The organism is Streptococcus sp. Marseille-Q3604 (genome assembly GCF_916619785.1).
In the GTDB taxonomy this organism is placed as follows: Bacteria; Bacillota; Bacilli; order Lactobacillales; family Streptococcaceae; genus Streptococcus.
On sequence record NZ_CAKAKM010000001.1, the window covers coordinates 621780 to 633819 of the forward strand.

Here is a 12040-nt window from a genome sequence, read left to right on the forward strand (position 1 = left end):
TTACCTCTCTTTTACACTCAATTGTTGCTCTGCTATCCTAGAAATCAACGATAGAATTAATGCTATTCCCCAATAAACAAAGGCAACAGCTGTATAAATCTCCAAAGAATAATTTCCTAAATGGCGACTAATCAAAAGGTTCCCTTTGCCCATGACATCAATAAAACCAATCGTATAAGCCAAAGCTGCATCACGCATAAGGTTAAGTATAGCTGTTGTAATATTTGGTAAAGCAACCTTAAATGCTTGAGGGGCAATAATTCTTACAAAGGTTTGTTCAGAAGTAAGCCCAATACTAAGCCCGGCTTCTAATTGTCCTTTAGGAATTGCTTGATAAGCCGCTTTAAACACTTCTGATATCATTGCTGAAAATAGGAGAACCATAGTCACAAGAACAAATATCAATTTAGACCAATCATTTATATCTAATCCTAACCACCAATTAAGAAATTCTGGAACTCCGTAAAATACCAAGAATAATAGCACAATAGGTGGGGTACAGCGTAAGATAAAAACATATCCCTTAGCTAAATTCTCTAAAGCTTTATCCTTAGAAAGGCTTGCCCAAGCAATTAATCCTCCTAATAACGACCCAAGTAAAGTCGTTAATAAGATAACCAATAATGTCATCGGTAAGCCCTTTATGATTTCAGGTAATGCTCCAAAAACTTTTGAAATGTCATAATTGACCATAATTTCTCCTAACTAAACTCACTTCAGAAGCTTATCAAAACATCCTACTTTTACGACGTTACAATTTACTTATTTGTCTACGTATGAGAAGACATCCTCACCAAAGTATTTTTTAGATAACTTTTCAAGTGTACCGTCTTCTTTTAGTTCCTTAATTGCCTTAGTATATTCTTTTGAAAACTCTTCATTCTTACTATCACGATGCAAAAGTGGATATGTTGGAATTCCTTTATAAGGGAACCAAGTCAATTTATCCGCATATTGATGATACGCACCATCTTTATCAGTTACAGCCTTTTCAAAAGATAATTTAATATCAAAGTAAGCATCATAACGATTTTCCAAAACCCATGCATAGGCATCTGAAACTTGGAAAGATTCCGCAGATGTCAACTCGATTGGTTGATTTTTATGCTCATCGTTGTAGTCTTTGATAACATTCCACTGAGCATTTTGTGGTGAAATTGGCACCAATCGACCATTTTGTTTTGCAAAATCAGAGATATTTTTATATTTATCTTTATCATCCTTACGAATGGTAAATCCAATAATACTTGCTCCAATTGGATCTTTCGGAATAATAAACTTTTTAGCACGTTCATCTGTGTACCACGCGCCCTTAGTACCAATGTCATATTTACCTGACTCTAAACCAATCAAAAGGTCATCATCACTTGTTCCAGTATATTCAAATTTGTACTGTGGAAGCTTTTTATCAATTTCCTTTAATACAGCTACCTCATAGCCATCAGAATTACCATCCTTATCAACGAAATCATAAGGAACATAGTTTTGAGTATGAGCAACCTTTAATGTTGTTACCTTTCCAGAGTCTGATTTTGCTTTTTTATCTCCTGTTAAGCTACGTCCAATAACTGTAGCCCCAATAAGTGCTACAACAACAGCTCCACCAATAATCCATGTCTTTTTACTCATATTAATCTCTCCTTTTTCTTACAAAATTGCTGCTTCACGTACCCATTCAATACGCTCATGGTTAATATCACTTGGAATCGTGCAATCAGCACCAATGATTAACCCATGAGTTCCAGTATCAGTAATAATCTCCCTAACCTTTTCTTGAATAGCTTTTTTAGTTCCAGTATATAGAAGACCATCTTTTCCATTTTCAAACCCACCAAGAACTGTACGACCTCCAAAAATGTTACGGCCTTTTGCCAAACTAATTCCCTCAGGACCAACCGCCCAATTAACTACCTGAGCAGGATAATCTTTAAAGAGTTCGATGTTATTGCGGGCCCCTTCGTAACCACAAATATGTAGGATATTGTGACCCTTGGCCTCATTGGCTGCATCTAAAACCTTTAATTCACTTGGAGCAATGATTTCCTTATAAATCTCAGCGCTAACACGATTATCTTGAATACTTTGAACACTTAGGTAAATACCATCAGCACCAGCTTCTTTAATCACTCTCTGACTAAGACTTGCAATGTCTTCTCCAATAACATCTAAAACATGCTTCAAAGCTTCACGGTTTTCCTCAATGTAATCTGCTATGGCATCATCACCACCCGAAACCTTTCCAACTAACCATTTAAAATAAGTAACCGGAGCGAAGATATTGTAAATTGCAACAATATCTTCGGGAAAATCAGCAATCAAACTTTTTACAAGTTCAACTTGAGCAGAAATCCAAGGATGATTTGCACCTAAAGGTTCAATTGTTTGCAAATCACTGATTGACTTAAAGTCTTTAAAAGCAGGCTGTGGATATGCAAAGAAACCATCACTCATCAATTTAACAAAATCAGGTTTGACTTCTTCTATAAATTTTTTATGACCAGCCTTATTTTTATCAATAATTTCTGGATTTTCAAAACCATGTAACCACTCTGCTTCAGTAGTAAAATGATGCCAAAATCCCACCGGGACACGATCAACACTTTCTCCACGAAATGCTTTCAAAACTAACTCTCTTTTTTCTGACATAAGAATCTCCTTTTCTCTTATCCTAATATCAACAGCTAATGAACATACCTAAAATACTTTCAACTCCTATTATCACTAGCTGCTTCAAAACTGAATGACATTATCTTATCAGAGATTATCACATCCGAAAAATAAAGAAATTTTATCCTGGGTTATAAATTTAATTTATGAGTGTAACATTCAAATCCCCTTTAAACCTTGTGTTATATACTCTAGAGCAATATATCTCCATTTAGTATCATCACAATTAGTAATAAGTAAACCTAAATCAAAGATAAAGAATTACTATCACCAACTTAATTTAGTCTCTATTCTTCCCGAATAACCCTTCTCTGACTAACTTTGATATAATAGTCTCAACTAAACCAAAGGAGGTTTCCTATGACAACCTTATACGATTTTACAGTTTCAGATCAAGCTGACCAGCCCGTATCCCTAAATGATTATAAGGGCAAGGTCGTCTTAATCGTCAATACAGCAACAGGTTGTGGTTTGACGCCACAGTATCAGGGCTTGCAGGAACTCTATGATAAATACAAAGAACAAGGATTCGATATTCTTGATTTTCCTTGTAATCAGTTTATGGGGCAGGCACCTGGTAGTGCTGAAGAAATCAATACCTTCTGCACCCTCAATTACCATACAACCTTCCCTCGGTTTGCCAAAATCAAGGTCAATGGTAAGGAAGCAGAACCACTTTTTGATTGGCTAAAACAAGAAAAATCTGGACCGCTTGGGGCTAGAATTGAATGGAACTTTGCTAAATTTTTGATTAACCGTGAAGGTCAAGTCGTCGAACGCTTTTCTTCCAAAACTGATCCACTAAAAATGGAAGATGCTATCAAGGCTCTTCTTAGTAACTAAAAACAAAAAACGAGAGTGAAACTAGAACGACAATCTTTGACTGTCGCTAGTTTTGCTCTCGTTTTCTGCGTTAAGAAAAATAGTATAGAAAGAAATTTTGCTTTATTTTAGAACAAAGCTGTCAATGCTGTAATTAAACCAAAGATAATACCTGGTGCATTGGCCGCAGCAAGGGGAAGGTCACGTTCTTTTTTAAAGAGACCATAGTAAACCCAAAGGCTACAGTTGACTGCAGCTACCAATGGTTGGATAAAGTTTCCTTTATGACCAGACAAATTGTCCATGATTTGTGGTACGTATGATACATACATCATAACTGACATGAAGGTTGCCACCCAACCAAGGGTTTTCATTTGTTTATCTGACATTCGAGACTCCTCTTTCATAAAATTCTTTTTGCCTTGTACATCTAGAAATATTTCAAGACATGTTTTAAAGCACTAAAATTAAAACAGTGTCTATCATACGCTTTAACAATAGAGAATGCAAGAATTTCGGGACAATGTTAAGAAGATGTAAACTATCACAAGATTGTGATAGTGCATTTAGTCTCTTATGTAGCGTTTTCATAGTAGAAAAAGACCTCGTGAAGAGGTCTAAAGTCAATGAATCTACTATTTTTTCTCATCAAAAAGCACTGATATTAAGGATTACTGTCATAAATTATTCTGCTAGAAGCACTTCTTTAATGGTTTGTTTTTGGAGTTTTCTGTTGGATAGATAAAAGAGGCTTTCGTAAACCACAGCAAAACCAAGCAAGGTCCAGAAGCACACATTCCCATCAAAGTGATGCTCAATCTTTTCAGGAACCGTATCTTTGATCACACCGATCAAAATTTCCATGATGCCATATTGGTAAACCGTCCCAAGAACAAATCCTAGATAAGCCCAAAAACGATAGGGAGCGAGAATATGACTTTGGCATTCACGATTGGTGTAGCCAAAAGCCTTCATCAAGGCCAAGGTTTCACGACTTTCTGAGACGACAATCCCCAATGACAAAAAGAGAATCGAGAAAGAAAGGATCAAGCCAATCATAATCATCATGGTTTGGATGATGTCATCTGTGTAATCCCTGAGGCCAAAGGACAATTGAACCATAGCCGCGAAACACATGGATCCAAAGACCACAAAGAACAAGATAGATTTTCTCCCCCAAATCAGTGACGAAGACAGCTCTTTTAAGAAAGATTTGTCTTTCTTGGAAGCCTTCTTTCTCCTTTGGACCTTGATCGGACTTGGGGACTTTTTCAATAAGCGAAGAGCCGGCGTTTGTAGTTGTCTTCTAGCATAGCCAATCGCAAGAACCATAAAGAAGCTCGTTGGCAGGATTACCAAAGCAAGCAAGAGCTGCCAATGAAAATGAATGGTAATTTCTGGCAAAATCCCCTTCTCATTACGGAAGTCGTAAAAATGTCCCATCATGAGAAATGAAGTGAAATAGCCAAGAAGCGCTCCAGCTCCAAAACTGAGTCCAAAGGCCCAAAATCGTTTCGCCAACTGGCCATTGCTGTAGCCCAAAGCCTTTAAAATTCCTAATTGTTCCCTGTGGTCATCAACAAATTGTTTGATATAAAAACACATGAGAAGGACCGACGTCAAGGACAAGACAACCCCACTGACCATGGCCACCATCCAGGAAAGCGAGACCTGGGCATCATAGTAGGTCTGCATCATGGGATTGGTTTTAGAAATCTCCAACTGCTCGATATCCAGGTAAAAATTCAAGAAGAGATTGGCCACAAAGACCGCACAAGCCCCAATGATACTAACGACAACTAATTTTCGAATATCTTTTACTGAAAACATGACTTACCATCCAATCTCAAAGGCAGTCTGAGGCTGATCATTGGTCACAACTTCGGTAATCTTGCCACTATTGACACGAATGATGGTTCTAGCCATATCCGCTATATTTTGGTTGTGCGTCACCATGATGAGGGTAAAGCCAAGCTTCTCCTTTAATTTCCAAATATAGTCGAGAATTTTTCGCCCTGTTTCTTCATCCAGGGCTCCCGTCGGCTCATCTAAGAAAAGAATCTCTGGCTTTTTGGCCAAGGCTCGGGCAATGGAGACTCTCTGCTGTTCCCCACCCGACAATTCACTCGGATATTTGTCCAGCTTATCGCCAAGCCCCAAATCCTCGATGATCTGCAAAAAATCATGATTGTTTGCCAGGTCAGCTCCCATCTTTACATTTTGTCTAACCGTTAGATTAGGCAATAGATAATATTGCTGGAAAATAAAGGCAATCTTCTCCCGTCTAAAGGCTGTCAATTGAGCATCCGTGAGTTGTGATAAATCTTGTCCTTGAATAAGGATATGCCCCTCGTCTACCTTTTCTAAGCCTGACAGCACATTTAAGAGAGTTGATTTCCCCGATCCAGAAGGGCCGAGGATAACCACATCATCCTGGTCTTGAATCTGCAAATCAATCCCTTTTAAAACCTTGGTTTGGCCGTAACTTTTGTGCACATTTTCTAGTTGAATCATTTCTTTCCTACCATTTCTTTGATGAGAGATTGACAAACCTCTGTCAGTAATCCAATCACTTCTTCCATGCCGAACTGATAAATACCAGAAGCAACCATAGAGGCCATCCCGTGCGAGTAGATAAATAGATGCTGGTACAAGCGACTAGCCTCCTCTAGAGTCAAAGGATAGTCTGCGACAATCGAATCCAGAACCAATTGGTAACTATGATCCTTCATGGGAAGAAAATCTTGAAAGCGACGAATCGGATCTTTGCTAGGATTTTGGAAAAGCAACTGAAAGAGTTGGGGTTCTTTTGAGGCGAAAAGGATATAAGCAACCCCGACAGATCGGAAAGGTTTCTCATCTTCTAAGGCCTTGCGAATATACTCCACCACGACCATCTCCGCAGCACCAATAACCTCTGCTTGTAACTCAGCCATATTAGCAAATTGCCCAAAAATGACTCTTGGTGTAGCTCCCAGTTTCTCCGCTAATGCTCTAGCCGTCAAACTAGCCATGCCCTGTTCGCGTACCAATTGTAAAGCTGTCCCAATGATAGCCTCTTTACTAAATTTAACCTTGGGTGGCATAAGACTCCTTTCACGCAACGTTCGTTGCGCAACACATGTTGCCTAAAAGATATCATAAAAAGGAAAGGCTTGTCAAGAAAAAACTGAAGACCACAAAACAAAAAACCAGACTACCGATAAGAGTGTAATCTGGTTTGATAACAAGATTCTAAGGCAAATCATTTCCTGCAGCTAGGTAGATTTGGTACCATTCCTTGCGAGTTAGGGTAACTTCTGCTGCTTTCCCTGCTTCAAGGACATGCTGTGGCTTGGTTGTTCCGATGACCGCCTGCATCTTACCTGGATAGCGAAGGACCCAAGCAAGGGCGATGGCTGTCGGAGTGACTTGGTATTTTTTCGCCAAGTCATTAAGGACATGATTGAGGGCTGCAAACTCTTCATTGCCAACAAAATTCCCCTTGAAATAGCCATGCTGGAGGACAGACCAGGCTTGAATCACCGTATCGTTTAAGCGACAATACTCAAAGACACTGCCATCTCGCACGGCTGCTTTTGGCCCTTCCATATTGACGTGAAAACCAGCATCAAAGCTCGGCGTAAAGGCTGCACTCAACTGCAACTGGTTGACTTTGAGAGGTTGTTTGACTGTCGTTTTGAGCAATTCCATCATCATAGGATTTTGATTGGATACCCCAAAATGACGGACCTTGCCAGCTTGCTCCAAGTGATTAAAGGCTTCTGCCACTTCTTCAGGCTCCATGAGGGCATCCGGTCGGTGAAGGAGAAGACTATCTAAGCGTTCAATCTGCAAACGCTCGAGGATGCCATCAACGGAGTCCAAAATATAGTCCTTAGAAAAATCAAAATAGGTAAAGCCATCTTTGCGAATCCCACACTTAGACTGAATCCACATCTGATCACGAAGATCTGGGCGACGTTTGAGGACCTTACCAAGGAGCTGCTCACATTGTCCATTTCCATAAATATCCGCCAGATCAAATGTGTTAATTCCAATCGACAAGGCTGCCTCCACCAAGGCCTCGACCTCGTCTTCACTCAATTCGCTAATACGCATCATCCCAAGGATAATCGTTGACAAACGCTCATTTTCAGCAAAATCAATATACTTCATCTCTGCCTCCTTTTCTGTATCTCTATTGTAGTGAAAAGGGTTTCAAAAATCAATTGAGAATTAAAAGGCCCTCAGCATCAACTGAGGGCTTAGATAATAAACGATTGCTAAGGGAAAGTTTGATAATCTCCCATAATACCTAAGATTAAAGACTGATAACACACCCATTGATTCTATATAAGGAAATGAAAGATAAGATTTTCAATAAGAAGAGCTCTCTATCACTTCCAAAAGCTTTTTCCAAATTTTTAACATTGATGACTCTTCTACTCTTTATAATAACGTTTGGTAATCTTGTATTGTGAAATAAGTATATAAATATAGATGATGGATACAACACTCAAAGCCAAGAGGATATCCGTCTGGAAGGCAATCCCAATGATTAAAATTCCAATTAGCATGATAGGTAAGATATAATTGCTTAACTTGACCACCACTTCGAAATTTTCTTCGTAGCTAATCTGCTTTTCTGCTTCATCCATCATACTCATCATAAATTCACGCACTTCCTTGGCATTGGCATTGCGAGGAATTGGTTTTCCATAAATCAGATGAAAGGTCTTACGATAGAAGAAATCCACTAGGATAAATAGAACAAACAAGACAAGAAGAAGATAGAGCATGGTAAAAGTTCCAAAGATAAAAGACAAGTTTCCTGTTCCAGGTCTATCCATAGACATCAATTGACTATAAAATATGACGACTAAAAAGTATGGTAAGATCAAGATTCCTTTAACAATGGTTGCTAAACCATAAAGTTTTTTCTTTTGAACGTCATAGTGATATGCCTCATCTTCATCTTCTATTTGAAGCATCTTTTGATGGACTTTTCTTCCCCACATCAGTAAGCCCATCGTAATCATAAACACAATCAGGAATAAAACTACAGATCCCAAATAGAGTACTTCTTTACTAAAGAAAGATTGAATTTCAATTGGCTTTTCTGATCCGAACATCCCTGTCAAAACTCCAAGACCTCCTCCAATCAAGCCAGCAGCAGTCATCAAACCTACTTTTCTCCAAAAACGGTAACGTGGGGATCTTTTTTGTGGTTGCTTTTTCATAATCATTCCTCTTCCTCTACAAGACTAAAAACATTTTCCACAGGCTCTTTGAAAACTTGAGCGATGGTAATAGCAATGATAACTGAGGGGGTATATTCCCCTCGCTCCAAGAGACTGATGGACTGGCGTGAGACCCCTGCTAGCTTGGCTAGCTCAGATTGGTTGAGCCCATCACGCGCTCTCAACTCTTTCAGACGATTTTTTAATCTCATGATGACTACCTCAATTGCTGAATTAATTCAACATCTTCAATACGAACTAATTTTGTCACCCTATGTTGTTTAATGCCCTCACGGCTTAATTTAACCCAATCTTCATCACAATCAACAATTTCCCAATTACTTCCAAAACCATTTAGTCTAATACTGACCGTTTGCCCTTTCAATTCTTCTAAAAGTCTAGACATTTCTTGATTTCCTTTCAATTGTTTTTCCAACCCTTTGATACGTTTGTTCAATCTTTTTATCTTCTTCTCTGAGCTCGTATAAATCAGAAACAGAAGTGGAATAAAAGATAGCCAAATAAATTCCATCGTAATTTCTCTCCTTTCTTCGTCTAAAACTATTGTAACGCTTCTTTTTATTTTTGACAAGCATCTTTGTCAAAAATAAAAAGAATATTGTCAAAATTATTGAAAATAAGATATAAGTAGCTCATCTTTTCAAACCTTTTAGACTATCTCTCCTTCGATAAACGACTTGGAGAAATTGATGTGCAAGATACCGTTAAGAAAGCACCCATAACCAAATAATTTCAAATACTCAGAAGTTTGGAGAACTGTCTTAACCTGAGCCTAAAAATTAAAAATCGAGGGCTCAAACTTTACTCATGAAACTTCGGAGAAGATCGCTGACATTTGCTATCACCTAAGGATAGTTTCAAAATTCAAGCTATACATTTTCTTGGGCATTACTAGTTTTGAAATAGAAAAAAAGCAAGATTCTTCAATCCTGCTAGTCATTTGTCTTATCATTATGATTTTGTTCAGTCAATACATAACCAACTGACTAAGTTAAGGTGATTATTTGTCGCCAAAAACTTTGAAACGGCCTTCTGTTTGGATGTCCTTATCTCCAGCTGGTGCTACGATTTGACCAAATGGTGCTTGGGAACGGAGCTTCCAGTTCGCTGGGATATCATATTTTTCAGCCAATTGGGCATCAACAAGTGGGTTATAGTGTTGCACGTTCATGCCGATATTTTTCTCAGCCAAAGCCAACCATGTCGCATAAAGAGCGATTCCATGACCTTGTTCTGACCAAATTGGGAAGTTCTCTGCATAAAGTGGGAATTGCTCTTGAAGGCCTTTCACCACATCTTGATCTTCATAGAAGAGGATTGTTCCCTTAGCTTGGGCAAAACCTTTCAAACGTTCTTTTGTTCCCTCGAAGGCTTCTGCCGGTGTTACTTTTTCAAGCTCTGAATAAGCAATCTCATTCCAGAAGGCATCTGATTCTTTATCCAACAAAATCACCACACGTGATGTTTGTGAGTTGAAAGCTGTTGGTGTGTTAAGAACAGCTCCTTGGATAGTATCAATCAATTCTTGATTTGAAAGTTCCACATCTTTTCCCAATGCATAGATAGAACGGCGTTTTGTTTGTAAATCTGTAAAGTTTGTCATCGTTATTTCCTCTTTCTTTGTGATAATTGTTAAAATTGCTAAATGTTTTTTTGTAACATCTTTGATTACAAATACTATTATATAGATTTCAAATGTAATGTCAATAGTTACAACTCAAAAAAATCACTAATTATTGATATTTTTTCTTACCCGTGTCAAAATACCATCATTATCCTCGAATGTTAAGGCATTAGAAGATAACCATTTGACCTCGGCTCCACGATTATTAGCACGCTCTGCAATAGCAATCAAATCTCCCTTGTCTTCTACTTCAACGATGTAATAAGCAAGACCAGGCATATCTTCTTCACGTTTGGCTAAGTTTTTTCCACCCCATTCGTTGACCGCCAAGTGATGATGGTAATCACCTGAAGCAATCCAACTAGCACTTGGAATGGTAAACTTATCTGCCAGCCCCAAAACCTCCTGATAGAAAGCTGAAGCTAACTGACTATCCTTGACTGATAAATGAATATGTCCCATTCGGGTTTCCTCAGCAATGACAAAAGGTTCAACCTTGCGTCCCATCTCGTAAATTTCTTGGGCTGAGAGTTCTTCTGTTACCCCAACAATGCGACCGTCCTCACGAATATCCCACTCAGCGACTGGCTTATCTCGATAGAGCTCAATACCATTGCCCTCAAGGTCTTCCAAATAAAGAGCTTCACTATAACCATGGTCAGCTGCACCAACAAAAGGATAGTCCAGCTCAGCAATATGTTTGAAAACATCAGCCAGATCCTCGCGAGACGGCAACAAAATCGCCATATGGTAAAGACCGTAACTGGACTTGACCGCTTCTTCACGATTAGTTTGAATCAAGTGGACCAAAGGCTTGTTTCCAGATCCCAAGATAACCTCTTTTTCCGTTTGGGAGAGGACTTCAAGACCTATAATCTGTGTATAAAAGGCTGTCTGACCAGCCAAATCCTTAACATTTAGCACTGCCTCTGCTAAATAAATCTTACTATTGTAATCGTATGTCATATGATTTTTCTCCTATGTTGTAATCTTTTATATGACAATATTATACTTAGTTCGATTGTAATGTCAATTATTACAACTCAGTAATAAAAAAGAAACCGAATAACTTTCGATTTCCTCTATTTGCTGACTAAAAATCAAGCTCCGGCTTCTTTCCAGTTTGCCTTGGCATCCTTTAAAATACCAGCCAGTGTTTTCTTTTCAAGCTCTTTTTCCATTGCCATTTGAACGTCTTCTAGGCTTTGGTCCAAGATTCCATGAATATTTCGTCCTACTGGACAGGCTGGGTTAGGATTGTCATGGAAACTAAAGAGTTGACCACTTGGGCCGATGCTATCCACAGCACGATAAACCTGAAGAAGGTTGATTTCTTCTGGGTCCTTGAGCAAGCTAGCTCCACCTGTTCCCCTTTGAACTGAAATTAAGTCTGCTTTCCTTAGTTGCGACAAGGTTTTGCGGATAATAACAGGGTTAACTCCCACACTACTAGCCATAAAGTCACTGGTTAACTTAGTTTCATTTCCCTTATTTTGTGCTATAAGAGTCAAAATATGAACGGCAATGGTAAAGCGACTTGGAATTTGCATATTTGGGACCTCTCATTCTTCTTTGCTATTTTACTTGATTATAACAAAAAGAAAGTTGTAAAACAAGGAGTTACAACAACTTGAAGAGTCAATCTTATCACTAAAAAAGATAGAGCCATGACAGACTCTATCTG

15 protein-coding genes are annotated in these 12040 nt (G+C 38.6%); 1 reads left to right on the plus strand and 14 read right to left on the minus strand.

What is annotated here, in order from left to right:
- The 3 genes from LG375_RS02795 to LG375_RS02805 form a co-directional block, all read right to left on the minus strand.
- On the minus strand, positions 1-693 hold the full coding sequence (locus LG375_RS02795) for an amino acid ABC transporter permease (protein ID WP_070438131.1): 693 nt from the start codon (positions 691-693) through the stop codon (positions 1-3).
- A 69-nt stretch (positions 694-762) separates the two neighbouring features.
- Complete coding sequence (locus LG375_RS02800; protein WP_070438128.1) at positions 763-1629, minus strand: transporter substrate-binding domain-containing protein; 867 nt, start codon at positions 1627-1629, stop codon at positions 763-765.
- A gap of 18 nt (positions 1630-1647) precedes the next feature.
- Positions 1648-2646, minus strand: coding sequence for a uroporphyrinogen decarboxylase family protein (locus LG375_RS02805; RefSeq protein ID WP_049546144.1), 999 nt, complete (start codon positions 2644-2646; stop codon positions 1648-1650).
- Positions 2647-3027: 381 nt separating this feature from the next.
- On the opposite strand from LG375_RS02805, the gene LG375_RS02810 reads away from it, so the two are divergent.
- Entirely contained in the window at positions 3028-3510 is a 483-nt protein-coding gene (locus LG375_RS02810; protein WP_049546145.1) for a glutathione peroxidase, read from the plus strand.
- Between the two features lie 107 nt (positions 3511-3617).
- Here the strand turns inward: LG375_RS02810 and LG375_RS02815 are convergent, their stop codons facing one another.
- The 11 genes from LG375_RS02815 to LG375_RS02865 form a co-directional block, all read right to left on the minus strand.
- Complete coding sequence (locus LG375_RS02815; protein ID WP_002885327.1) at positions 3618-3878, minus strand: SemiSWEET family transporter; 261 nt, start codon at positions 3876-3878, stop codon at positions 3618-3620.
- Positions 3879-4173: 295 nt separating this feature from the next.
- Positions 4174-5319 (minus strand): FtsX-like permease family protein, encoded by a 1146-nt coding sequence (locus LG375_RS02820; protein WP_175061870.1) that lies wholly within the window; start codon positions 5317-5319, stop codon positions 4174-4176.
- Positions 5320-5322: 3 nt separating this feature from the next.
- Positions 5323-6003, minus strand: a complete 681-nt coding sequence (locus LG375_RS02825; RefSeq protein ID WP_225745240.1) for an ABC transporter ATP-binding protein — start codon at positions 6001-6003, stop codon at positions 5323-5325.
- Positions 6000-6575, minus strand: coding sequence for a TetR/AcrR family transcriptional regulator (locus LG375_RS02830; RefSeq protein ID WP_225745241.1), 576 nt, complete (start codon positions 6573-6575; stop codon positions 6000-6002). Before LG375_RS02830 ends, LG375_RS02825 begins: the two co-directional genes overlap by 4 nt.
- A 148-nt stretch (positions 6576-6723) precedes the next feature.
- The gene (locus LG375_RS02835; RefSeq protein WP_225745242.1) at positions 6724-7647 is read right to left on the minus strand and encodes an aldo/keto reductase; all 924 of its coding nucleotides are present in this window, start codon (positions 7645-7647) and stop codon (positions 6724-6726) included.
- 266 nt (positions 7648-7913) lie between these two features.
- Entirely contained in the window at positions 7914-8717 is an 804-nt protein-coding gene (locus LG375_RS02840) for a DUF3169 family protein (RefSeq protein WP_002885273.1), read from the minus strand.
- Positions 8714-8923, minus strand: a complete 210-nt coding sequence (locus LG375_RS02845; RefSeq protein WP_002885361.1) for a helix-turn-helix transcriptional regulator — start codon at positions 8921-8923, stop codon at positions 8714-8716. Before LG375_RS02845 ends, LG375_RS02840 begins: the two co-directional genes overlap by 4 nt.
- 5 nt (positions 8924-8928) lie before the next feature.
- Entirely contained in the window at positions 8929-9243 is a 315-nt protein-coding gene (locus LG375_RS02850) for a hypothetical protein (protein ID WP_002885280.1), read from the minus strand.
- Between the two features lie 489 nt (positions 9244-9732).
- Positions 9733-10335, minus strand: coding sequence for a nitroreductase family protein (locus LG375_RS02855; protein ID WP_048675328.1), 603 nt, complete (start codon positions 10333-10335; stop codon positions 9733-9735).
- A 126-nt stretch (positions 10336-10461) separates the two neighbouring features.
- Positions 10462-11322: a VOC family protein gene (locus LG375_RS02860; RefSeq protein WP_048675325.1), complete on the minus strand. Its 861-nt coding sequence runs from the start codon at positions 11320-11322 to the stop codon at positions 10462-10464.
- Positions 11323-11456: 134 nt separating this feature from the next.
- Positions 11457-11906, minus strand: a complete 450-nt coding sequence (locus LG375_RS02865) for an Rrf2 family transcriptional regulator (RefSeq protein WP_048675322.1) — start codon at positions 11904-11906, stop codon at positions 11457-11459.
- Positions 11907-12040 lie beyond the last annotated feature (134 nt).